Annotated in this window: 26 protein-coding genes and 1 riboswitch; of the genes, 23 read left to right on the top strand and 3 right to left on the bottom strand. The window is 42.0% G+C overall.

Features of this window, described 5'->3' with window-relative positions:
* Positions 1–37: 37 nt before the first annotated feature.
* The 9 genes from racE to yidD are packed head-to-tail and all read left to right on the top strand — an operon-like array spanning position 38 to position 5,733.
* On the top strand, positions 38–832 hold the full coding sequence (racE, locus tag H8S88_RS01385) for a glutamate racemase (RefSeq protein WP_236127851.1): 795 nt from the start codon (positions 38–40) through the stop codon (positions 830–832).
* Positions 829–1,797, top strand: coding sequence for a nucleoside-triphosphate diphosphatase (locus H8S88_RS01390; protein WP_125334811.1), 969 nt, complete (start codon positions 829–831; stop codon positions 1,795–1,797). The genes racE and H8S88_RS01390 overlap by 4 nt, the downstream gene beginning before the upstream one ends.
* Entirely contained in the window at positions 1,782–2,303 is a 522-nt protein-coding gene (locus H8S88_RS01395; RefSeq protein WP_125334809.1) for a metallophosphoesterase, read from the top strand. Before H8S88_RS01390 ends, H8S88_RS01395 begins: the two co-directional genes overlap by 16 nt.
* A complete protein-coding gene (cbpB, locus tag H8S88_RS01400; protein ID WP_125334807.1) occupies positions 2,300–2,761 on the top strand; it encodes a cyclic-di-AMP-binding protein CbpB in 462 nt (153 codons plus the stop codon). Before H8S88_RS01395 ends, cbpB begins: the two co-directional genes overlap by 4 nt.
* Positions 2,758–3,489 carry a site-specific tyrosine recombinase XerD gene (gene xerD, locus H8S88_RS01405; RefSeq protein WP_048688302.1) on the top strand — a complete coding sequence of 244 codons (732 nt, stop codon included), beginning with the start codon at positions 2,758–2,760 and terminating at the stop codon, positions 3,487–3,489. Before cbpB ends, xerD begins: the two co-directional genes overlap by 4 nt.
* A complete protein-coding gene (locus tag H8S88_RS01410; RefSeq protein ID WP_048688298.1) occupies positions 3,489–4,199 on the top strand; it encodes a segregation/condensation protein A in 711 nt (236 codons plus the stop codon). The genes xerD and H8S88_RS01410 overlap by 1 nt, the downstream gene beginning before the upstream one ends.
* Positions 4,192–4,761, top strand: coding sequence for an SMC-Scp complex subunit ScpB (gene scpB, locus H8S88_RS01415; protein ID WP_023024095.1), 570 nt, complete (start codon positions 4,192–4,194; stop codon positions 4,759–4,761). Before H8S88_RS01410 ends, scpB begins: the two co-directional genes overlap by 8 nt.
* Positions 4,751–5,479, top strand: a complete 729-nt coding sequence (locus H8S88_RS01420; protein ID WP_023024093.1) for a pseudouridine synthase — start codon at positions 4,751–4,753, stop codon at positions 5,477–5,479. The genes scpB and H8S88_RS01420 overlap by 11 nt, the downstream gene beginning before the upstream one ends.
* Complete coding sequence (yidD, locus tag H8S88_RS01425) at positions 5,479–5,733, top strand: membrane protein insertion efficiency factor YidD (RefSeq protein ID WP_048688293.1); 255 nt, start codon at positions 5,479–5,481, stop codon at positions 5,731–5,733. Before H8S88_RS01420 ends, yidD begins: the two co-directional genes overlap by 1 nt.
* Before the next feature lie 78 nt (positions 5,734–5,811).
* On the opposite strand, the gene H8S88_RS01430 is transcribed toward yidD, so the two are convergent.
* Both H8S88_RS01430 and trkA read right to left on the bottom strand, forming a co-directional pair.
* Positions 5,812–7,272 (bottom strand): TrkH family potassium uptake protein, encoded by a 1,461-nt coding sequence (locus H8S88_RS01430; RefSeq protein ID WP_236127852.1) that lies wholly within the window; start codon positions 7,270–7,272, stop codon positions 5,812–5,814.
* Between the two features lie 3 nt (positions 7,273–7,275).
* Entirely contained in the window at positions 7,276–8,631 is a 1,356-nt protein-coding gene (trkA, locus tag H8S88_RS01435; protein ID WP_236127853.1) for a Trk system potassium transporter TrkA, read from the bottom strand.
* Positions 8,632–8,931: 300 nt separating this feature from the next.
* Here trkA and H8S88_RS01440 point away from each other — a divergent pair, with 300 nt between their 5' ends.
* The 8 genes from H8S88_RS01440 to H8S88_RS01475 all read left to right on the top strand — a co-directional run bounded on the left by H8S88_RS01440 (position 8,932) and on the right by H8S88_RS01475 (position 15,361).
* Entirely contained in the window at positions 8,932–9,474 is a 543-nt protein-coding gene (locus H8S88_RS01440; RefSeq protein WP_236127854.1) for a tRNA (cytidine(34)-2'-O)-methyltransferase, read from the top strand.
* 85 nt (positions 9,475–9,559) lie between these two features.
* Positions 9,560–9,794: riboswitch (FMN riboswitch) on the top strand.
* A 216-nt stretch (positions 9,795–10,010) separates the two neighbouring features.
* Entirely contained in the window at positions 10,011–10,568 is a 558-nt protein-coding gene (locus H8S88_RS01445; protein WP_048688279.1) for an ECF transporter S component, read from the top strand.
* Complete coding sequence (locus tag H8S88_RS01450) at positions 10,558–11,208, top strand: phosphatase PAP2 family protein (RefSeq protein WP_236127855.1); 651 nt, start codon at positions 10,558–10,560, stop codon at positions 11,206–11,208. The genes H8S88_RS01445 and H8S88_RS01450 overlap by 11 nt, the downstream gene beginning before the upstream one ends.
* Positions 11,209–11,211: 3 nt before the next feature.
* Entirely contained in the window at positions 11,212–11,523 is a 312-nt protein-coding gene (locus tag H8S88_RS01455) for an MGMT family protein (RefSeq protein WP_048688271.1), read from the top strand.
* Positions 11,524–11,546: 23 nt separating this feature from the next.
* Positions 11,547–12,479: a TIGR01212 family radical SAM protein gene (locus H8S88_RS01460; RefSeq protein ID WP_125335171.1), complete on the top strand. Its 933-nt coding sequence runs from the start codon at positions 11,547–11,549 to the stop codon at positions 12,477–12,479.
* Positions 12,480–12,489: 10 nt separating this feature from the next.
* A complete protein-coding gene (locus tag H8S88_RS01465) occupies positions 12,490–13,047 on the top strand; it encodes a class I SAM-dependent methyltransferase (RefSeq protein ID WP_061564239.1) in 558 nt (185 codons plus the stop codon).
* The gene (locus H8S88_RS01470) at positions 13,040–13,303 is read left to right on the top strand and encodes a hypothetical protein (RefSeq protein WP_006595800.1); all 264 of its coding nucleotides are present in this window, start codon (positions 13,040–13,042) and stop codon (positions 13,301–13,303) included. The genes H8S88_RS01465 and H8S88_RS01470 overlap by 8 nt, the downstream gene beginning before the upstream one ends.
* A gap of 3 nt (positions 13,304–13,306) precedes the next feature.
* Positions 13,307–15,361: a cation:proton antiporter gene (locus H8S88_RS01475; RefSeq protein WP_048688260.1), complete on the top strand. Its 2,055-nt coding sequence runs from the start codon at positions 13,307–13,309 to the stop codon at positions 15,359–15,361.
* Between the two features lie 83 nt (positions 15,362–15,444).
* Here the strand turns inward: H8S88_RS01475 and H8S88_RS01480 are convergent, their stop codons facing one another.
* Entirely contained in the window at positions 15,445–16,248 is an 804-nt protein-coding gene (locus H8S88_RS01480) for an ABC transporter ATP-binding protein (RefSeq protein WP_048789542.1), read from the bottom strand.
* Between the two features lie 56 nt (positions 16,249–16,304).
* Here H8S88_RS01480 and H8S88_RS01485 point away from each other — a divergent pair, with 56 nt between their 5' ends.
* From H8S88_RS01485 to H8S88_RS01510, 6 genes are all read left to right on the top strand, one after another.
* Positions 16,305–17,432: an AI-2E family transporter gene (locus H8S88_RS01485; RefSeq protein ID WP_048715385.1), complete on the top strand. Its 1,128-nt coding sequence runs from the start codon at positions 16,305–16,307 to the stop codon at positions 17,430–17,432.
* A gap of 155 nt (positions 17,433–17,587) precedes the next feature.
* Positions 17,588–19,069 (top strand): M protein trans-acting positive regulator PRD domain-containing protein, encoded by a 1,482-nt coding sequence (locus H8S88_RS01490; protein ID WP_236127856.1) that lies wholly within the window; start codon positions 17,588–17,590, stop codon positions 19,067–19,069.
* 104 nt (positions 19,070–19,173) lie between these two features.
* A complete protein-coding gene (locus H8S88_RS01495; protein WP_023027140.1) occupies positions 19,174–20,523 on the top strand; it encodes a hemolysin family protein in 1,350 nt (449 codons plus the stop codon).
* 112 nt (positions 20,524–20,635) lie between these two features.
* Positions 20,636–21,889, top strand: a complete 1,254-nt coding sequence (locus tag H8S88_RS01500) for a hypothetical protein (protein WP_048789545.1) — start codon at positions 20,636–20,638, stop codon at positions 21,887–21,889.
* A 426-nt stretch (positions 21,890–22,315) separates the two neighbouring features.
* Positions 22,316–23,290: an ABC transporter substrate-binding protein gene (locus H8S88_RS01505; protein WP_236127857.1), complete on the top strand. Its 975-nt coding sequence runs from the start codon at positions 22,316–22,318 to the stop codon at positions 23,288–23,290.
* Positions 23,291–23,300: 10 nt separating this feature from the next.
* Positions 23,301–24,194 (top strand): ABC transporter permease, encoded by an 894-nt coding sequence (locus H8S88_RS01510; RefSeq protein ID WP_023024061.1) that lies wholly within the window; start codon positions 23,301–23,303, stop codon positions 24,192–24,194.
* Positions 24,195–24,202: the final 8 nt, after the last annotated feature.

Consider the following 24,202-nt stretch of genomic DNA (forward strand, 5'->3'; position numbering starts at 1 on the left):
AGATTTTTCTTGGTCCCTTGTTTTGAAAGGAAGGCAGATGGACAATCGACCAATTGGTTTTTTGGATTCGGGTGTCGGAGGGTTAACCGTTGTTCGCGAATTGATGCGGCAACTTCCCCATGAAGAGGTAGTCTATATTGGTGATTCCGCTAGAGCACCTTATGGCCCGAGACCAGCAGATCAAATTCGTGACTATACTTGGGAGATGGTTCGTTTTCTCCTAACGAAAAATGTGAAGATGATTGTTTTGGCCTGTAATACGGCGACAGCTGTTGTATGGGAAGAGGTGAAAGAAGCCTTGGATATCCCTGTTTTAGGAGTGATTTTGCCAGGAGCTTCCGCAGCGATCAAGGCGACAAAAAGCAAACGAATTGGAGTCATTGGGACCCCGATGACGGTCGCCTCAGATATTTATCGGAAAAAAATTCAAAGCCTATCACCAGAAATGGCAGTAGAGAGTTTAGCTTGTCCGAAATTTGTCCCTCTGGTTGAATCCAATGAGTTGCAGTCCAGTGTTACAAAAAAAGTTGTCTATGAAACCTTGAAACCTTTGGCTGGGAAAGTGGATACACTGGTTTTGGGATGTACCCATTATCCTCTCCTTCGCCCTATTATTCAAAATGTCATGGGGGCAGAGGTTCAATTAATTGATAGCGGTGCTGAGTGTGTCCGGGATATCTCGGTCTTGCTCAACTACTTTGAGATTAATCGCAGTCGTCAACTGGAGGACTGCCACCATCAGTTTTATACAACGGCCAATGCAGCCAGTTTTGCAGCGATTGCCAAGACTTGGTTGCATCAAGTTGTTCATGTGGAGCATGTAGAATTATGAACCAAAAGATATATGAATACAAAGATGCCTTAAATTGGTTTCTAGCTGAATGGGGAGATCGGAGTGACTATAACGAATATAGTGAAGTCTCTTCAGAAGCTTCTGAGCTTGTTGACTTAGTAGAATCACTAGTTGGAGACACAGATTTGGGCTTTCCCCTAAATGTAACGGTTGTTCGTTACGCCTCTAGTTTGCAGTTTTTGACCTTCCTCTTTCAAATCGTTGAGGAAACACTAGGTCGCAAAATTGAACTCGTGCAGCGTCAAGGAGCTCTTCTCATTGTAGAAGGAGAGCAATTGCTCTCTGTTTATCTGCCAAAGAATGGTCTTCCACTTGCAGATTTTTTGGGCCAGGAAGGTCTTAAGGATCGCTTGCTAATCGCTACTCGGAATGAAGGAAAAACAAAAGAGTTTCGTCAGATCTTTGAACAAATGGGTTTTGAAGTTGAGAATCTCAATGACTATCCAGATCTTCCAGAAGTCGCTGAAACAGGAATGACTTTCGAAGAAAATGCTCGCCTAAAAGCTGAGACAATTTCACAGCTAACAGGGAAAATGGTGTTGGCAGATGATTCAGGACTCATGGTCGATATCCTTGGGGGCTTACCAGGTGTCTGGTCTGCTCGCTTTGCAGGTGTAGGAGCGACCGACTTAGAGAACAATGCCAAGCTCTTACACGAGTTGGCGATGGTCTTTGAATTGAAGGATCGGTCAGCAAAATTTCATACAACCTTAGTGGTTGCCAGTCCTGGTAAGGAGAGCCTTGTTGTGGAGGCGGATTGGCCAGGATATATCAATTTTGAACCAAAAGGTGAGAACGGGTTTGGCTATGATCCCCTCTTTCTGGTAGGAGAAACAGGTAAGACATCTGCTCAACTAACTCTAGAGGAGAAAAATCAACAATCGCATCGTGCTTTAGCCGTGAAGAAATTAGTGGAGGTATTCCCAGCATGGCAGAACAAGTAATTATCGTCATGAGCGATTCTCATGGCGATCGTCAGATCGTAGAAGAAATCAAAAACCACTATAAAGGAAAGGTCGATGCCATTTTTCACAACGGGGATTCTGAGTTAGAAAGTACCGACCCTGTATGGGAAGGCATTCATGTTGTCAAAGGGAACACGGACTTTTATGGGGAGTACCCCGAACGTCTGGTGACGCAATTGGGTCCTACTCGGATTATTCAAACCCATGGTCATCTTTTCCAAATTAATTTTAGTTTTCAAAAGTTAGATTTGTGGGCCCAGGAAGAAGATGCAGATATCTGCCTCTATGGCCATCTGCATATTCCGGATGCTTGGAAAGAAGGACGTACCCTTTTTCTAAATCCTGGGTCAATCAGTTTACCGCGGGGGCCCATTCAAGAGTGCCTTTATGCTAAAGTAGAAATTGATGCAGATTCCTATCGAGTTGAATTTTTAAATCGGAAGCATGAGGTCTATGAACCTCTTACAAAGGAGTTTGATCGATGATCGCCAAGGAATTTGAAGAATTTATTCTTCAAGAAGAAAAGACTTTTTTGACACCAGCGCGGAATTTGGCTGTTTTAATTGATACCCACAATGTGGATCATGCCATCTTGGTGCTGAGTCAAATTAGCTACACTCGTGTTCCTGTTGTGACCGATCAAATGAAATACGTAGGGACGATTTCTTTAACAGATATTCTTTCTTACCAAATGAAACATGATTATTCTGATGAAGTCTTTTCATCCATGGACATCGTTCATATGACAAAAACGGATGGGGAGCGCCTTGGAAAAGACTATACTGTGACGGAAGTCTTGCATAAGTTGGTAGAGGAATCCTTTCTACCGGTTGTTTCAGAGGATGGAATCTTTGAAGGGATCATCACTCGAAAATCCATTTTAAAAGCCATCAACTCCCTCATGCACAATTTCTCAAATGAATATGAGATGAGGAAAAAATGAAAGAATACATAGCTAGTTTTATCAAAGAAAAAGACTTAAGTGAAAATTCACAGACGGCTTATTCTTATGATTTGGATCAGTTCGTGGATACTGTTCATAACCATGTCTCAGATACCAATCTTCGAATTTATCAAGCTTCGATTAAAGATTTTAAACCAGCTGTTCAAAAACGGAAGCTTTCAGCCGTCAACCAATTTTTGTTTTATCTTTATCAACATCAAGTTATTGAGGATTACCATCGCTTAGTCCTTCCAAAAGTCTCTGTGCCGAAAAGCCACGATCAAGAACTATTGGACTTATCCCTCTTGTGGGAAGGGTCAGAGCTATCCCAAGGTCGCTTGATTGCCCTATTGATTGTCGAGATGGGCTTGTTGCCTAGTGAAATTCTTCAGTTGAAAATCGTTGATATCGAGCTCGATTTTCAGGTTTTACGCGTAGGAAAAGAAGGACAAAAACGGGTCTTGCGTATTCCGGATGCTCTTCTAGGAGAGTTGACGGATTTGATGACGGGGACTTATTTATTTGATAACAAGGGCAAGGCCTACTCGCGTCAGTGGGGCTTCCGTCAATTAGAGTCCTTCCTATTGGAAAAAGGGTTTGAGAATCTTTCGGCACAATCCTTACGGGAACAATACATTTTAAAACAAAGAGAACAGGGGATGGATCTGTTTAGCATCGCCCGCGAGCTCGGTTTAAAAACTCTTGTTACCTTAGAAAAGTATAAGTAATGGATATTAAAATAAAGGATTTTGAAGGTCCCTTGGATCTTCTCTTACACCTCGTTTCAAAATACCAAATGGATATTTATGAGGTTCCTCTGATTGAGGTGATCGAGCAGTACTTGGCCTATCTAACGACCCTTCAAGCCATGCGGCTTGAGGTTGCTGGTGAATACATGCTGATGGCCAGTCAGTTGACCTTAATTAAGAGTCGGCGTCTCCTTCCAAAAATTGCGGAGCAAGCAACGGATGAAGAAGATTTGGAGCAGGATCTCCTATCTCAAATCGAAGAGTACCGGAAGTTTAAACTATTGGGTGAAAAGATGGCCCTTCAACACGAGGAGAGAGCCCAGTACTTTTCAAAACCCAAAACGGAATTAGTCTATGATGATGCTGAATTGGTCCATGACAAGACCACGATAGATCTTTTCTTGGCCTTTTCAAAATTGCTAACGAAAAAGAAGGAAGAATTTCGACAAAATCATACGACCATTGTTCGAGACGAGTATAAAATTGAAGACTTGATGAATGTTGTTCGTCAGTTGTGTCAACCTGGTAAGAGAATCTTGCTACAAGATATTTTTGAGGAAGCCAAGGATGTGAATGAACTAATTACAGTCTTTTTGGCGACTTTGGAATTAATTAAAGTACAAGAAGTTGAGGCTCTTCAGGAAGAACCATTTGGAGATATTATTTTAGTAGGATTAAAGAATGAGTAAAATTGCAGAGATGGAGGCCCTCTTGTTTGTTGCAGGAGAAGATGGTTTGACGGTGAGACAGATTGCCGATCTCTTATCCCTTCCTCCCACAGGGGTGATTCAAAGTTTAGAAAAATTGGCCCAGAAATATGAGCAGGATCAAGATTCTAGTATGGCCTTATTAGAGACAGCGTCAACCTATAAATTAGTGACCAAGTCCCAATATGCAGAGCTGTTACGTGAGTATTCAAAGTCACCAATGAATCAAAGCCTCTCTCGTGCCGCCTTGGAAACTCTCTCCATCATTGCCTATAAACAGCCGATTACTCGGATTGAAGTCGATGATATTCGAGGGGTGAACTCTAGTGGGGCTATTTCAAAATTACTTTCTTTTGAGTTGATTCGAGAAGATGGGAAGAAAGAAGTCATTGGGAGACCCAATCTCTATGTGACGACAGATTACTTTTTGGATTACATGGGGATAAACCATCTAGACGAGCTACCAATTGTTGAAGAGACTGAGTTAATCGGTCAAGAAAGCCAATTATTTACAGAAAGAACTGAGGAAATTGATGAGAATTAACAAATATATTGCTCATGCTGGTGTCGCAAGCCGCCGCAAAGCAGAGGAATTGATTAAGCAAGGCCTTGTCACTGTAAATGGCCAAGTGGTCCGTGAATTGGCGACGACGATCAAGTCTGGAGACAAGGTAGAAGTAGAAGGTCAACCAATATACAACGAGGAGAAGGTATACTACCTCTTAAATAAACCAAGAGGGGTCATCTCCAGTGTATCAGACGATAAAGGGAGACCAACTGTTATTGATTTGTTACCGCAAGTCAAGGAACGGATTTATCCTGTCGGTCGTTTGGACTGGGATACTTCTGGTGTCCTGATTTTGACCAATGATGGTGATTTTACGGATGAAATGATCCACCCGCGTAATGAGATTGATAAGGTTTATGTTGCGCGCGTGAAGGGATTGGCGAACAAAGAAAACTTGCGTCCCTTGACTCGTGGTGTGACCATCGATGGCAAAAAGACCAAGCCAGCAACCTATGAGATTCTTAAAGTTGACCCAGAAAAGAATCGCTCAGTTGTCCAATTGACCATCCATGAAGGACGCAATCACCAAGTCAAAAAGATGTTTGAAGCCGTGGGGCTTTTGGTGGATAAATTGTCCCGGACTCAATTTGGAAATCTAGACGTTTCTGGACTTCGTCCTGGTGAATACCGCCGTCTCAATAAAAAAGAAATCAGCCAATTGCATACCCTTGCAGTGACAAAGACGAAAAAATAATGAAGAAATGTGCGATTGGTCTTGTTCGTCTCTATCAACGCCTTCTTTCTCCCCTCTTTCCACCTTCCTGTCGCTATAGTCCTACCTGTTCCAACTATATGATCCAGGCAATTGAACGGCATGGTTTAAAAGGGATTCTGATGGGGCTTGCCCGGATTCTTCGTTGCCATCCCTGGAGCAAGACTGGAGTAGATCCAGTTCCAGATCATTTCAGTCTGAGGAGCCACCTAGAAGAAGAGAAAAGCGAAAATTAAGTTAGAGCAAACTTTTATAAGAAGTCTCACTCAGAGCAAAGAAAAAAGTTTTGGAAATTCTCCAAAACTTTTTGTTTTTTAGCGATCTGACCAAGTGCGAGGCATAAAGAGCAGTAACATCGGGTAGATTTCTAACCGTCCTGCAATCATGGCAATTGATAATAAGAATTTAGAGATGGGGCTAAAGATAGCGAAGGTATCCGTTGTCCCAATCATCGGTCCAATATTGTTAAAGCAACTAAAGACTGCACTAACAACTGTCATAAAATTGTTGCTGTCAAAGCTGACAACCGCAATGAGGGCGATGGTAATCAAGGTATAGACTACGAAATATTTTAAGATTTTGTGCTGGGTGTCCTTATCCAAGGCAGTGCCATTCACATGTAGGGTCATCACCCGGTTGGGTGAGAGAGTCGAACGAATTTGATTCTTCCCGATCCGAGCTAGAATTAAGCAGCGAATCACTTTTAGTCCACCGGCCGTTGATCCTGCGGATCCACCAACCACCATGAGCATGAGAAGGAGGAACTGAGAAAAGAGCGGCCAATCAACAGTATTGCCAAAACCAAATCCAGTCGTGGTAATGACATTGGAGACTTGGAAAAAGGACATTTCAAAACTATCCGCAAAATTATGATAGAGATGGAAAATGTTGCAGGCAATCAAAAGGGAAGAAACCCCGACAATCATCAGGTAGGTGCGAAGTTCCTCATCGCCGAAGAAGGCTTTGAACTTGCGAAGCATGATATAGTAATAGAGATTGAAGTTAACCCCAAATACCAAGACACCAAAGCTGACCAAATAGGTGATGAGCGTCGAATGGTAGTGGGCAATCCCGTCATTGAAGACGGTGAACCCACCAGTACCAGCAGTCCCCATAGCAATGATAAAGCTATCATAAAGAGGCATGCCAGCACAGAAGTAGATCATCACAAAGAGGAAGAAGAGGGCCAAATAGAGGTAATAAAGGATTTGAGCTGTGTTCTTCAATTTGGATACAATTTTACCAAATACGGGACCAGGCACTTCTGCCTTCATCACTTCGAGGTGGCTGTTCTTGTTATTGTCCATAATAGCTAGGGCAAAGACTAGCACCCCCATCCCTCCAATCAAGTGGGTGAAACTACGCCAGAAAAGAAGGGAAGGACTGAGGACGGAGACGTCATTTAAAATGGTTGCCCCTGTAGTTGTAAAACCAGAGCTAACTTCGAAAAATGCATCAATGATGTTTGGGATTTGTCCTGAAAAGACAAAAGGAAGAGCACCAAAGAAGGACCATAGGATCCAACACAAAGCCACAATCAGAACGCCTTCCTTGGCATAGATGTGAAAATCTTTGGGTTTGAAAAAGGAACCAATGCCTCCCAATACAAGGAGGATGGCAATGGTTGCAAATAGGGAGAGAAAGACAGTCGGGCTATCCTTGACAACAAAATCGTTCTTTAGATTGAGAAGTGCAACCACAATCGGCACACAGAGCAACATGGCTTCAATCAGAAGGAGTTTTGCTAAAAGGTAGCGAATCATACTTTTGTTCATGGCTTACCCCTCTAACAAATCATAGATTTTAGTGATGTTGCTGATTAGGGTAGTAACGATAATGCGATCCCCTATCAAAAGATGGTCATCTCCAGTTGGGAAAATAGCTTTCCCGTTTCGAATAATGGCTGCGATGAGAACACCTTTTTTCAATTTCAGTTGTGCCAAAGGTTTGCCCGTCATTTTGTTTTCTTCGCGAATCTGGAATTGAAGGGTCTCGATTTGACCGTTGGCAACATGATGCAAGGCTTCAAGATTTGAATAGCGGGCATTGTAGCGTCCACGGATGAAATGCATGATGGTGTCCACCGCAATGCCTTTGGGTGTCACAATACTTGAAAAATCTTGCCGATCAATAATTTCTAGCAGGCTAGTCCGGTTGACCTTGGTAATATTCTTTTGAACACCTACGCTATTTAGGAACATAGAAGCGATAATATTTTCTTCATCGACCCCTGTTAGAGTCGCAACAGCATCAAAGTTACCTGCGCGCTCTTCCATTAGAATATCTTTTGATGTCCCATCTCCCTGGATAACATAGAGATCAGGGAATTCTTGACTAAACCATTCTGCCCGTTTTTGATCGATTTCAATGACTTTTAAGTCAATCTTCCGTTTGCTATTTTCTAAAATATTTAGGAGATAATAGGAAATCTTGCCAGCTCCGATCAGAAGCAGACTTTTAACAACTTGCGGTCGAATGCTATTGTGGAAGTCTACGATTTCCACTCGATTTCCAGTCATAAAAATCTTATCAAAGGCTTGTAAAGTGAAGTCGCCATCTGGAATCGTTAACTGACCTTGCCGTTCGATAGCACAGATAATGATGTTTCCGTATTTCTTTCTGAAATGAGAAAGAGTCATCTGGCAGAGCGGGCTTTCCTCCTTGATTTTGAACTCCATGAAGGCCACTCGCCCACCAGCGAAGTGCTCAACAGATAAGGCATTTGGGAAGTCAATGCTATTAGCAATGTAGCGGGCAGCAAGAAGCTCAGGATTGACAACTAGAGAGAAGCCGAGAATATTTTTCTCTTTAAAATAGGAATTTGAGTATTCCGGATTGCGGACCCGGACAATGGTTTCTTTGGCTCCCATTTTTTTGGCTAAGACGGCAGATACCATATTGACTTCGTCTTGCTCTGTTAGGGCGACAAAGATGTCACAGTCGGCTACATCTGCTTGTTCGAGAATCTTAAAGTTGGCACCATTTCCGACAATACCAATGATATCGTAGCGTTTGGTAATATGATTAACGACGGCTTCATCTTGTTCAATCAAGATGACATCGTGATTTTCTGCGACGAGGGAACGACAGAGTGCTGTTCCGACTTTACCGCCTCCAACTACAATAATTTTCATGAATATTTCCTCCAAAGTATGATTCTATCTTACTCTATTTTCAAAAAAAAATCACCTCTTAATGGTGGAAATAGGGCATAAAGAGCCAGATTCTCTAAACTACATGAAAGAGAATGTAAAAAAGTGAAATTTTTTTGTCGAAATAGTTGACAGGAGGCATGAAAGTGGTATACTGATACAGTAACCTCATTGATTTACCTCAAACCTGTTGTGAGTTAAGTTAATGAAGTCGTAACCACGCTGTTTGCTGAGCTTGACTCCGGGCAGTGTGGCTATTTTTTTGCCAGAAATGAGATCGTGATGAATATTGAAGAATTAGCTTATACAGAAACCAAATCAAAAAACCATGTAGTTCTCTATCAACCTCAAATTCCCCAAAACACAGGGAATATCGCTCGTACTTGTGCAGCTACCAATGCCCCCCTTCACATCATTCGGCCCATGGCTTTTCCTATCGATGATCGGAAGATGAAACGTGCGGGACTGGATTATTGGGATAAGTTAGATGTTCGCTTTTACGACAGCTTGGATGAATTTATGGAGGCTGCAGCTGGAGGAAAGGTCCACCTGGTTTCAAAATTTGCTGACCAGACCTATTCGGATGTGGATTACAATGATGATGCAGAACATTATTTCATTTTTGGTCGTGAGGACAAAGGCTTACCAGAGGATTTTATGCGGCTTCATGCTGAAAAGGCGATTCGGATTCCGATGAATGATGAGCATGTTCGAAGCTTGAATGTCTCCAATGCCGTTTGTATGATTGTTTATGAAGCCCTCAGACAACAGGAGTTTGCAGGCTTAGAGCTGGTCCATCAGTATGAGGGAGATAAGTTGAAGTAGGAAGAGGATCTTTGCAAAAGGAGTTTCGTTGTAACTTTTGATATTACAAAACACTTGCAATAGCAGGTGTTTTTTGTTATGATTAAGGAGTCTTCAGGGCAGGGTGAAATTCCCGACCGGCGGTGACTTTTACTAGGAAACGCTCTTTTCCTTTTCTACTTTGTTGCCAAGCTTTGCCTAACTAGAAGTTATGCCTAGAGCTTGTCGCCTCGTCTAAAAGAAAAATCTCCATTTCCATACTCTAAAAGAAGTCCGCGAGCGCAAGCTGATGTGGTGTGACTCCACAACCGACAGTATAGTCTGGATGGGAGAAGACGAGAGAGGAACAAACCTGTTCTTTTTGACGATGGACTTGATGGAAATTTTGTTGATTCTATAAGAAATCAGTCTTTGCGCTTTTTTCTTGTAGCATCAGGGCTTTTTTAATCAAGTACCAAGGAACTGTTTAAGTTTTCTTTAAAACGATTGAAATAGAATAAGGTTAAGGGAATCTTTCCAACTTCTTCTAATTTTAGTAAAAATTGGAGGAACCTGTGATGACAAATACTCGTAAACTGACCCTAGTGGCTGTTTTATCTGCACTTTCTTTTCTATTGATGTTTTATCAACTATCAATAGGGATTGATTTTTTAAAGGTTGACTTTAGTACGATTCCAATCTTACTCGCCTTAGTTCTATTAGATCTAAAGAGCTCAGTTGTGGTGGTTTTGATTCGATCGGTTCTCAAGTTGGTTTTGAATGGTCGAGGAGCTGAGACCTTGGTTGGCTTACCGATTAATATCATTGGTGTATTAGTCTTTGTCTTAGCATTTGCAGTCATTTGGAATAAGAAGAAAAGCCAGGTTCGGTTTGTAATTGCTAGTCTAGTTGGGACCATTGGTTTAACCATTTCCATGCTCCTGGTCAATTACTATTATGCCATCCCTCTCTATGCCAAATTTGTTGGTTTTGACATCGCAAAGATGGTCGGAGTTGAAAAGTATCTTCTCAGTATGGTTGTTCCCTTTAATCTAATAGAAGGACTGATTTGGGCTGTAACCTTCTGGATGGTATATACCGTCGTACAGCCCCTACTTAAAATCTATGAAAAATAAACAATCTCATTTTTTAAAGGGCTCTTTTGCCCTTTTGTTATTTATGATTCTGGGCTATGTAGTCAAATTTTATCCGGAAAATTTAGTCGGAATCGATCAACCGATTCAATCGGCTATTCGCGGGGATTTACCAGCCTATTTGACAGCCTTCTTTACCCGTGTAACAGTGCTGATGAACACACCCGTTGTTGCATCCTGGGTTGGCGTCATTGTCCTCTTCTTTGTCTGGAAGAAATGGTATACGGAGGCCATCCTCCTCACCGGGAGTTTGGTTACAACTGGATTACTCGTGGTAATCCTGAAACACATCTATTTACGCCCACGACCAGCACTTCAACATTTGGTCCAAGAAGGGGGCTATTCTTTTCCAAGTGGCCACTCCTTGGCAGCCACCCTGGTCTTCGGTAGTTTGATCATTGTGGTAGGGCAACGGATGACCTCTCAAGTTGGGAAAGTCCTAGCTCAGCTTGCCCTCTTCCTTTGTATGGCGACCATCGTTGTATCTCGTGTCTATGTTGGGGTTCATTACCCGACAGACGTCACAGGAAGTATGCTTTTGGGATTTGGTCTTTTGCAAATGGTCTTTCCTTATTACGACCGTTTGCGTTTTGAATGGCGCTTTAAGAGTAAGCAGAAGTAAAGCATGAACGATTTATTTGAAGAAAAGGTCCTAAAAGTCGTTGCTCAGATTCCCCTGGGATGTGTGGCCACCTATGGTCAAATTGCCCAACTCATTGGCTATCCTCGCCATGCTCGCCAGGTCGGCAAGGTCTTGGCCACTTCTACTAAAGCTGTGACCTATCCCTGTCATCGGGTCGTGACCTCTACTGGTCGCCTGGCTCCTGATTGGGAAGAGCAAGGCACGCTTCTCTGGGCAGAAGGGGTGGAATGCAAATCCAACGGTTGTGTGGATCTTAAGAAATACAAATGGAAAGCAGAGGAGACTCAACTTTGAGTTCACTCTGCTTTTTTGCTATAATGAGGGGTATGAAATCCTATACGACCTTAAATGATTATTACCGAACCTTATTTGGAGAAAAGACCTTCAAAGTCCCAATCGATGCGGGCTTTGACTGTCCCAATCGTGATGGAACTGTTGCTCGTGGGGGCTGTACTTTTTGTACAGTTTCTGGCTCTGGGGACGCCATCGTAGCTCCAGATGCCCCTATTCGGGATCAGTTTTACAAAGAAATTGATTTTATGCACCGCAAATGGCCCGATGTCAAAAAGTATTTGGTCTATTTTCAAAATTTCACTAATACGCATGAATCCGTCGATGTCATTCGGGAGCGCTATGAGCAAGCCATCAATGAACCGGGTGTCGTAGGGATTAACATCGGGACACGACCAGACTGCTTGCCGGATGAAACGTTGGCCTATCTAGCAGAATTGACAGAGCGCATGCATGTGACTATTGAGCTGGGTTTGCAGACGACCTATGAAACGACATCTGAATTGATCAACCGAGCCCATAGCTATGAACTCTATGTGGAAACGGTGAAGCGGATTCGCCAACAGGTCCCTAAGGCAGAGATTGTTTCACACTTAATCAACGGTCTTCCTGGGGAGACGCATGAGATGATGGTGGAGAATGTCCGCCGTTGTGTAACAGACAACGATATCCAGGGCATTAAATTGCATCTGCTCCATCTCATGACCAATACCCGGATGCAACGAGACTACCATGAAGGGCGATTGCAATTGATGAGTCAGGAGGAATACGTGTCGGTCATCTGTGACCAACTGGAGATCATTCCCAAGGAGATCGTCATCCACCGGATTACAGGAGATGCTCCACGCGAAATGCTGATAGGACCGATGTGGAGTCTCAATAAGTGGGAAGTTCTGAATTCCATTGAAGCTGAGATGCGTCGCCGTGGAAGTGTTCAAGGTTGTAAAGTAGGAAAATAGGAGGAGTAGCATGTTGCGACCATTAGAGATGGCCCATGATTTTCTTAGGGAGGTCATTACAGATCAAGATACTGTGGTTGATGCGACCATGGGTAATGGGCATGATACACTTTTCTTGGCAAAACTAGCCAAAGAAGTCTATGCATTTGATATTCAAGAGCAGGCCTTGGTCCATACGCAAAAGCGTTTGGAAGAAGCAGGTCTTTCCAATGCCCACCTTCTGTTAAAGGGGCATGAAGAAGTAGATCACTATGTAAACCAGGTCAAGGCGGCTATCTTCAACTTAGGCTATCTTCCTTCAGCAGACAAGTCGATTATTACCCAGCCTAAAACAACGATTCAAGCCATTGATAAACTCTGTCACCGCTTGATCAAGGGAGGGCGAATAGCCATTATGATCTATTATGGTCATGAGGGTGGGGACCTAGAAAAAGATGCTGTCTTGGAGTTTGTCTCCCAACTTCCTCAACAAGAATTTACGGTCACTACTTACCGGACCCTGAACCAGATCAACCATCCCCCATTTTTGGTCATGATCGAAAAATTAGAAAGTTACCGTCATGGATAAAGAATTTTTAAAAAATAAAATTGATGCTCTTCGCCACGATTTTGTGGAGTCCACCTCTCATGAACGTGCCGTTGGTTTTTTAGATGAAGCACGGATGAGCAAAAAGATGATCAAAATCAAGAAGAAGCTGGTTTCTCTTGAAATGGAACGTTGCCAGAAGAAAATTGAGCACAAGGATCTGACAAAGATTGATCAAAAGATCCAAGAACAAAAGCAACTCTTTGAGGACTGTTGTAACCAACGATCAGGAGGATAAGGGATGGAGATTCTTGTATACGCCATTGTCTTTTCCTTGATCCTGATTGTCTCCAATGCGACCAATAAGTTGATTCCGACTTTACCCCTCCCTTTGATCCAGATATTATTGGGGATTGGGATTGGCTTTCTCTTACCCAATTCGGAGTACCACTTAGATACCGAGCTCTTTTTGGCCTTGGTTATTGGACCATTGCTCTTTCGAGAAGCAGAAGAAGCAGACATTACCTCGATTCTGAAGCACTGGCGCATTATCGCCTTTTTAATCTTCCCGGTTATTTTTATTTCGACCCTTAGCTTGGGGTGGTTGGCCCATCTCTTGTGGTTAGGAATTCCACTAGCAGCCTGTATGGCAGTAGGGGCAGCGCTCGGGCCGACTGATTTGGTGGCTTTTGCCTCCCTTTCGGAACGCTTTACCTTTCCAAAACGAATCTCCAATATTCTAAAAGGAGAGGGCTTGCTCAACGATGCTTCAGGCTTGGTGGCCTTTCGTGTGGCCCTAGCTGCATGGACCACTGGAGTCTTTTCCTTAGGCCAAGCTAGTTGGGACTTGGTCATCTCTATTTTAGGAGGGTTTGCGGTCGGGATTGTGACAGCTGCTGTCAACCGTGGGCTTCAAAAATTACTGCTCAGTGTTCGGGCAACGGATATTGCCAGTGAACTCATTTTAGAATTGAGTCTCCCCTTACTGACCTTCTTTATCGCAGAAGAGATCCATGTATCAGGGATTATTGCGGTTGTCGTGGCTGGGATCCTAAAGGCTAGTCGTTTTAAGAAAATTACCCTACTAGAAGCCAAGGTGGATACGGTCACGCATACGGTATGGAATACAGTCAATTTTGTCCTCAATGGGTCTGTCTTTGTCCTCTTGGGGATGGAGCTGGAGATGATTTCTGAGCCAATTTTGAGGACTCCCTTTTACAACAATCTGCTCTTGATTGTGACTGTTCTCTTATTGACGGGGCTCTTGTTCCTGATTCGCTTTTTGATGGTGTATGGATTTTACTGGTATCGGGGTTTCCGATTGAAAAAATCCATTGATAAGTATCTAAAAGATGCCCTCTTGTTGACCTTTTCAGGGGTCAAAGGAACAGTGTCAATTGCGACCATTCTCTTGATACCGACGCATCTAGAAGCAGAATATCCAGTTCTCTTGTTTTTAGTAGCAGGGGTCACCTTGTGTAGTTTCTTAATCGGACTTCTCGTCCTACCAAAACTATCCGAGGACAAAGAGGAATCCAATGATCATTTGATGCATATTGCTATCTTGAATGATGTCGTCATGCTATTGGAGAAAGACTTGACGGTGACCAAGCAGAAGGGACCTCTCTATGCTGCGATTGATAATTATCATGGGCGGATAGAAAATATGATTCTCAGTCAGGAGGATAAAGCGACCCAAAGAGACTGGGAACAACTAAAACTCCTTATACTCAGTATTGAGAATGATGGTTTGGAACAGGCTTATGAAGAAGGAAAGATTCGAGATAGAAGTTACCATGTCTATCAACGTTATCTTCGGGCCATGGAGCAGAAGGTCAACCGCAATCTATCATCGCGCCTGACCTATTATTTCTTGGTGCTCTTCCGCCTGCTCCGCCTGCTGTTGCACGAGCTTGTGACCTTTGGTTCCGGTATTCGGGCATGGAAAAACGGAGAGAATTACAAGCTTGAAGCCATCGACTATGACCAGATTGCTGCCTTGTATCTGGCCAATACGGAAATCATTATCGAGAGTTTGGAAAACCTAAAAGGGATTTATCGGAGTACCTTGATTTCCTTCCTTCAAGAATCTCGTCTGCGAGAAACATCGTTGATTACCAGTGGTGCTTTTGTAGAGCGGGTTATCAATCGCATCAAGCCTAATAATATTGACGAGATGCTAAGAGGCTATTACTTAGAAAGAAAATTGATTTTCGAATATGAGGAGCAGCACTTGATTTCGGCCAAGTATGCGCGTCGCATGCGCCAAAATGTCAACGAATTGGAAAACTATTCCTTAAGAGAAAGTGCCAATACTCTTCCTTATGACATGATCAATTATGCTCGGAATCGGTAAAAGTGAGTTTCCGCCTTAATAAAAGAAAAGAGATTGGCGACGCTTGTCCCAATCTCTTTGTTTTGTATCTTAGTAGGTTCTTTTTAATGCTCTGGCTGGATATAATAGCGTTCTTCCCCGATTGGAATCAGCTGGACCTTTCCTCCATAGAAAGCTGATAGCGTTTCTTGAGTGAGAATTTCCTCCTTAGGCCCTTGGGCAAAACTTTGTCCCTCCTTGAGGAGAAGGACATGGCTAAAGGACTTGGTGATTTCCTCTGCATGGTGGGTGACAAAGAGAATGGTCGGCGCCTTTTCCATCTGCTTGATCTGTTGGATCAGCTGAAAGATCGCTTCCCGAGCAAATAAGTCAAGCCCACTGGAGGCTTCGTCAAAGATGAGAAGATCGGGCTCTTCCATGAGACTACGGGCGATTAGAATCGTCTGTTTTTCCCCTTGAGAGAGAGTCCGGTATTTTCGCCCAATCAAAGAAGCAGCACCGATGCGACGCAACATGGATCGTGCTTCCTCGAGTTCTTTTTCTCCATAAGCTGTATAAAGAATGCTACTCTTGTATTTTCCAGTGAGGACGATTTCTTCTGGGGATAGAGATTCAGGGATGCGCTCAGAAATAAAGGAGCTGACCACTCCGATTCGCTTGCGGAGTTCAGGAATCCCTCCTTGGCCAAATTGTGTTCCAAGGACAGAAACTTCCCCTTCCGTTTTCCAATATTCCGCCATTAAGAGACGGAGTAGGGTCGATTTGCCAGCACCATTCAGTCCAAGGATGGCCCAGGTTTCCCCCTTATTGACGGTCCAATTCAAACGGGAAAGGAGATTTTTTCCTTCTTTTCTGAGAGTGACGTCTTTCAGTTCAATTAAGCTTTCTTTCATCTTTTTAACCTTCATAAAAATATTCTCTATTTTACCATAAATATGATAAAATAGCAGATAGGAGGAAAGGGATGTTTCATAAAAGTAAATTATTTTTCTGGACCTGTGAAGTCCTATTATTAACGATTATATTCTATATTTGGGGAAGTATGGGAAGCCTGATCTCTCCCTTTGTATCCGTTCTGAATACCATTATTCTTCCATTTTTGATTGCTGGTTTCTTGTACTATATCACCAATCCAATCGTAGAATTTTTGGAAAAGAAATTTCATCTGAATCGAATTTTGGGCATTCTATTAACCTTGGTAACCCTTTTTGGATTGATTATTTATGGGATTGTTTATATCTTGCCTATTTTGATCAACCAGTTGACAAGCTTGATTAATTCAACCCAAGGCTTGTATTGGGAAGTGCAAAGTTTTGTAACGAAGTTATCAAAGAATCCAGCCTTTCAGAGTATCAATATTCAATCAACCATTCAGCAACTAAACCTATCTTATGTGGATATTCTACAAAATATCTTAAACAGTGTGACCAATAGTTTAGGTAGTGTGGTGTCAACGATTGTCAATACACTCTTCATTCTGGTGATGACACCGATATTCCTGGTTTACTTCTTAATTGATGGGAAGAAGTTACTTCCGATGTTAGAGCGGACAATCCTAAAAAATGACCGGCGGAATATTACCTCTCTCTTAGTGAGTCTCAACCAAACAGTTTCTCGCTATATTAGTGGTATTTCTATCGATGCTTTAATCATCGGGACTTTAGCCTTTATTGGCTACAGTTTTATCGGTTTGAAGTATGCCTTGGTCTTTGCCATTTTCTCAGCCTTGGCTAACCTCATTCCTTACATTGGACCGACGATTGGCTTGATTCCTATGGTGGTTACCTATGCCTTCACGGATTTCAATATGATGATCAAAGCGGTTATCTTCATGCTCATCGTCCAACAGATTGACGGAAATATCCTCTACCCTCGGATTGTGGGAGGGGTGATGAAGGTGCATCCCATTACCATCATGGTCCTCTTGCTCTTATCCAGTAACATCTATGGTGTGATTGGGATGGTTGTGGCGATTCCGGTCTATTCGATCGGTAAAGAGATCGTGAAATTCCTCGTGGCCTTGTATGAAAATCATAAAAAGACAAAGGAACAGCGCAAGCAAGAAGAGTATGGAATCATCAATAAATCCTAACAGAATAAACGAGAAGGGAATGGGTGACCATTCCTTTTTGAGTATGGACCTAGAAAGGATAGGCTGAGTACTTGAATCTTAAAGTTTTAGCTTTCCTTTAAGAAAATATGTTATAATGAATTAGTAATGATACAAAATCAAGGAGTTTCTATAAGATGATAGAATTGCTTGCCAAAAAGCAGCGACGCCAAATGCGTTTGCTAGAAACATTAATTCGTGAAAAGCGCTGGTTTCATTTGAAGGAACTCGCTGAAATGTTAGATTGTACAGAGCGGTCATTAAAGGAGGATCTTTCAAATTTACGGACGGTCTTTAATGAATTTTTGATTGAATCTTCGACAAATGGTATTAAGATTAGCTATGACGATTCGATTGGGATTGAGGTGGTCTATCATCACTTCTTTAAAGAATCTACAGCTTTCTCCCTCTTGGAATACTTGTTCTTCCATAAGGTTGTTTCCAGTGACTTAATTTGTAGACGGTATGATCTCAGCCAGCAATCATTTTATCGCTTGATTCGAAATATCAACCAAATTATTCAGGAAAAGTACAATATTCGAATCACCTTGAATCCTCTAAATGTTGTGGGGGACGAGGTCGATATTCGATTTTTCTATTCCCAGTATTTTGCAGAGCGGTATTATTATTTAGAGTGGCCATTTCCAGATATCAGAGAGCAAGTCATTATTGATTTCATCACCTTCTTCTATAAATTGACAGAAATCCCACTGACTTATTCGATCTTCCATTCCTATAAAATTATGCTGACGGTCTACCTATACCGGATTAAGCAAGGTTATCGAATTGAAGGGGCCAATAATTTTGAACAATACGCCTATCTCTATCAAGAGCTCCCAAAAATCAATGAGATGCTTCGTTATTTTGGTTTGCAGCTGGGTGTAGAATTTAATGAAGAAACCATTGAACAGCTCTTTATTATCTTCCTACAGAAACGCTTCTATTTTACCCCACAGGATTTAATCGACGCTACTGAGGAAGATGCTGTTACAAAAAAATCCTATATTTTAGCCTCTCAATTTCTTGATCACCTGAGTGAATCTTATGGGTTAGAACTTGAGAATTATGAAGAGATGATCATGCATATTCACAACACTGCCTATTTGGAGCGGCGTGAAATCTTTGGTGAATTTCTTCTCTATGATACCAAGAGTTATACCAATGAGGATTATCGAACCCTCTTCCCTAAATTTTATCAGGATGTTGAAACTGGTTTGTATCACTATCTCAAAGAGATGGGCTTTCATGAAAATCCTGAAAACCTCAAGCATCAGATTTATACCGTATTTTCACATTGGGAAAATCTATTGCCTCAACTATTAAGGAGACGGACAGCTGTCAAAGTCTTAATCATTAGCCGATACGATGACCATCATGCTAAGTCCATGATTGATTTCTTAAAATTCTATTGTACGGATAACTTTGAGTTTTCACAGGTCATAAAGCATGACTTTAATCTTCATGAACTAGAGCATACCGAATATGATGTCATTGTTGCCAACTTTATGATTCCGAATATCAAAGGGAAAAAATTTATTTGTACAAGTAGTTTGACCCTTTTGGAACTTGTAGAAAAACTGAATGTACTCTTTTATGATTTTACACGTTATGGAGTATAACTGAGCCTTCCCTCCTCTTTTAGGAGGGAAATTTTTGCGACTATGCATCATTTTAAAAAATATGATATAATGGGCATTATTACTATACATTGAGGAGAATATCCATGGAAGACCCTGGCAGTCAGGATTTAATACTGCAATTTGTTTTACTATTTGTATTGACCTTATTAAATGCATTTTTCTCTGCAACGGAGATGTCAATGGTATCGCTGAACCGTTCTCGCGTAGAGCAAAAGGCTGAGGAAGGTGATAAGAAATATATTCGTCTCTTAAAGGTATTGGAAAATCCCAACCACTTTTTATCTACGATTCAGGTTGGTATCACCTTGATTACTATCTTATCTGGGGCAAGCCTAGCTGATGATCTTGGGAAAGTAATCGCTTCTTGGATGGGAAATACGGAGACAGCACGTGCGATAGCTAGCTTCCTCTCACTGGCTTTTCTGACCTATATTTCAATTGTATTTGGTGAGTTATATCCGAAGCGTATTGCCATGAATCTGAAAGATAGTTTGGCTATTCGAACGGCTCCAATTGTGATTTTACTAGGAAAAATCGTTAGCCCCTTTGTCTGGCTCTTATCGGCATCAACCAATCTGGTCAGTCGTCTGACCCCTATGCAATTCGATGATGCAGACGAAGAGATGTCACGGGATGAGATTGCCTATATGCTAGCTAAGAGTGAAACAAGTCTGGATGCTGACGAGATTGAAATGTTGCAAGGAGTCTTTTCACTAGATGAGCTGATGGCGCGTGAGCTAATGGTTCCTCGTACGGATGCCTTTATGGTGGATATCCAAGATGATACCAGAGAAATCATCGAAAGTATCTTAAAGCAGAATTTTTCTCGTATTCCTGTCTATGATGATGACAAGGACAATGTCATTGGTCTGATCCATACCAAACGTTTGCTTAATGAAGGTTTTGTGAATGGATTTGATAACATCGCTCTTCGCAAGATTCTTCAGGAACCACTATTTGTACCGGAAACGATCTTTGTGGATGATCTTTTGAAGGAGCTCCGGAATACACAAAATCAGATGGCCATTTTGCTTGATGAGTATGGAGGAATGGCTGGTCTGGTAACCTTGGAGGACCTTCTTGAGGAAATCGTCGGTGAAATTGATGATGAGACCGATAAGGCTGAAAATGACGTATTTGAAATTGAACCCAACCTCTATATTGTGCAGGGGATTGTGACCCTAAATGACTTCAATGAGTATTTTGATGTGAAGTTGGAAAGTGATGATGTGGATACCATTGCAGGCTACTACCTGACTGGTGTCGGACGGATTCCAGGTCACAAGGAACGCTTGAGTTTTGAAGTAGACAGTATGAAGAAGCATCTGATCCTTACAAACGATAAGGTAAAAAATGGTCGTGTCACCAAGGTGAAGGTTGAGGTCAGTGACCTAGTCGATGAAGATGAGCAAGCGACAAAAGGTCAAGAATAAGAACATCAAATCAGGGAGTTTCCCTGATTTTTTTATGCTCATTTTAGTTGAGTTTGCATCTCTAACCAAATTAATTTATAATAAAATAATTAGTGGTTATAAGGAGATAGCAATGAAACAAGAAGAATGGTTAGCAGAGTTTGAGAGAGCCCATGGTCGACCAGCCAATCAAGAGGAGATCCAACAGGTTTTTGGTGCGTTTGGAAGTCCTGAAACACAAGCGACACCGAATACGCCCGTAAACCCAATTCAATCTCCATTTGAGGGAACAGCTCCTGTTTCCAATCAAGGACAATTTGGAGGTCCCTTACCGTTTCCAGAACAAGCCAAATTTGGAGGAGCAGCGCCAGCCCCAGAGCAAACGCCATTTGGAGGAGCAACGCTAGCGCCAGAACAAACACCATTTGGAGATTCGATACCAGCATCAGAGCAAACACAGTTTGGAGGAGTAGCGCCAACTCCAGAGCAAACGCCATTTGGAGGTGCAACACCAGCCCCAGAACAAACACAGTTTGGAGGTACAGGCCAAGCCCCATTTGGAGGTGCAAGTCCAACTCCAAATCAATTCCAAGGTGGAACAAGTCCTTATCAGCATCAAGGACAGGCTTTTGGACAAGGTGGAACTCAGCCACAAGCTCCTGTTCAGGAGGCGGCTCAAGCAGGAGCGCCCTTCGCATCTTATAACAACGCTCAGATGCAGGGAGGCTATCCAAACAATGGGCAGCTGAATTACCAGGCTAATTCCCCATATATGGGACAAGCTCCAATGCCAGGTAAGAAGTCTAAAAAAGGGCTGATTATTGGTTTATGTAGTCTTGTTGCTGTTGCAGTTTTATCTGTACTTGCATTTTTCTTATTTGCTAAAAATCCAAATAGTATTCAAGGAAAATGGTCAGCTACTCCTGAAATGAAAAAGACAATGAAGTCTGCTTTTTCAGGCACCTTCTCTGCTACATCAGATATTTCGAGTGAATTTATAAAAGACATTGATATGATCGTAGAGGTAAAGGGGAAAAAAGTGACCATCAGTGTGGTTAGTAAGATTGATTTCAAGGGAGCTGCAAAGGAACTCTATGATGATGGGGACAATGATTTTTACTCTGTTGAGGATGCCTTAGACTATATCCAAGAAAACAGTGAGAATTCCTATTTAGAGGATATGGGACTTGAAATCGATGTGAAAAAAGGCACTCTTAAAATGGTAGCCTTTGAAGGTGAGGTAGATGAAAAAGATCACCGATTCATTCAGGATGAAGATTCGAATCATATCCTTCAATACGACCTCAAGTATAAAATTGAAAATGGAACGCTGAAAGTTTCCGTGGATGGAAATGATTATGGAATTGAATACTCCTTTAAAAAATAAGATATTCGCTCATTTAGTGCCCTCATCGGGCACTTTTTTGTTTGGTAATGAAGAAAAAATAAGATAATTAAAAAAATTCTGAATTTAGGCTTGACAGCCTGAAAAAATTTCGGTAAGATAGTCAACATAAAAAAACGAAAGCAGAATTTTATGAAAAACACGAACTCCACATTGTTGAATCAAAACTTTTACTTTAGCTACTTTAGATAGTGTTTGTAGACATGAACTCATGGATGCAAACGAAACGAGCAATTTGTTTGTATCTATGTGGCTAAGATTTTTGATTGTGGTCCATATAGATGATATCTAAATGGACGGCAATGCTGGCATACTTTTAAGTTTGTGAGGAATGATACCAACCGTTTAGAATCATCTAAACGGTTTTTTGTATGCTGTTTGAATGTTTTAGAGAAGGAGACATGTTTCATGAAAGTTGTAAAGAAGTTAATTGCCCCGGTTCTGGTAGTTGGTCTACTGATGACCTCCCTCTTGACCCTCCATCACTTGAAGACCTCTAAGCATCAAAAGATTAAGATTGGGATTTCGCAGTATATTACCCATAAGTCTCTTGATGCAACTCGAAAAGGCTTTGTAGAAGAGTTAGCAAAACAGGGTTATGTAGACGGAGAAGAGATTGAAATTGATTATCAAAATGCTCAAGGGGAGCAGAGAAATTTGAAAAACATTTCAAATCAATTATCACAGGAAAGTGACCTTGTGTTTGCCATTGCGACTCCATCAGCACAAAGTATTGCCAATACGAGCAAAAGAACCCCTGTAGTCTTTTCTGCAGTGACGGACCCTCTGGCTGCTAAGTTGGTCAAGAACTTGGATCGTCCTGGTGGCAATGTGACAGGAACGAGTGACCAATCTTCAGATGCGATTACTACACAAGTCGATCTGATTCAAAAGGTTTTGCCAACAGCTAAGACAATCGGAATTCTCTATACGCAAAGTGAGCCCAACTCCGTCGTTCAAAAAGATGAGGCCAAGAAAGTCCTTGAGGCTAAAGGCTACCGTGTCGTAGAGAAAACCATCTTAGACAGTAATAATGTGAAAGCAGCAGCGGACAGTTTGATGTCTGAGGTCGATCTAGTCTTTATTCCAACAGACAACATTATTTCCTCTACGATGGAAACGATCAAACAAGTTTCTTTAAAACACAAAGTTCCAGTCATTGGAGGTTCAATTGAAATGGCTCAAGTAGGAGGGCTCTATACCTATGGGACAGACTACACCGAGTTGGGTCGTCAATCTGCCCGGATGGCGATTCGTATCCTGAAAGGGGAAAAGGTAGCCGATCTGGCAGTGGAAGCCCCTAAGAATTTAGAATTGTATGTCAACAAAGAGATGGCTAAGAAATTAGGAATTGATCTCTCTGGTATAAACGAAAAGAAATAGGAGATGGATGATGGATTTAGTATTATCAAGTTTATCTGAAGGTTTATTGTGGTCGATTATGGCCATTGGTATATTCTTAACATTCCGCATTTTAGATATAGCGGATATGACAGCAGAAGGGGCTTTCCCGCTTGGGGCAGCAGTCGTTGCATCCCAAATTCAAGCAGGTCAAAACCCATGGCTAGCGACCCTCTTTTCTATTTTTGCAGGGATGTTAGCAGGTCTAGTTTCTGGCCTCCTTCATACTAAGATGAAGATCCCCGCACTCTTAACAGGGATTGTGACACTGACTGGTCTCTATTCGATCAATATTAAGATCATGGGAGGTGTTCCTAATTTATCCATTGGAGATTCAAGTACCATCTTCAAGTCTGTGATGGGGCTGGGTTTGTCCAATGAGGCTGCTGTCTTTGCTGTTAGTCTTTCTTGTTTGTTATTGGTCTGTCTGATTTTGACCCTCTTAATGAAAACTCAGATTGGCTTGGTTCTTCGTTCAACGGGTGACAATATCCCAATGAGTGAGGCCAATGGGGTGAATGTGGACACCATGAAGATTTTCGGTTATATGATTTCTAATGGACTGGTTGCATTGTGTGGGGCTCTCTTCGCTCAGACAGATGGCTTCTCAGACGTGACTTCTGGTACAGGGACCATCGTCGTAGGACTTAGCGCCGTTATTCTAGCAGAAGTCTTGATCCATGATTTGACCATTGGAGGACGCTTACTTTCGATTGGAGTGGGGGCAATTGTTTACCGCCTCATTATCCTCAATATCTATGAAATTCCAAACTTAGATCAAAACTTAGTCCGTTTGTTTAATGCTATTCTCTTGGCCTTGGTCTTGTTTGCACCAGAAGCCCAGAAACGTCTCAAGATTCGTGGATTAAAATTAACCAGCAACTAAAAGGAGAA

Origin of the sequence: Streptococcus sp. GS001 (genome assembly GCF_021595565.1) — a bacterium.
Taxonomy (GTDB): Bacteria; Bacillota; Bacilli; order Lactobacillales; family Streptococcaceae; genus Streptococcus; species Streptococcus xiaochunlingii.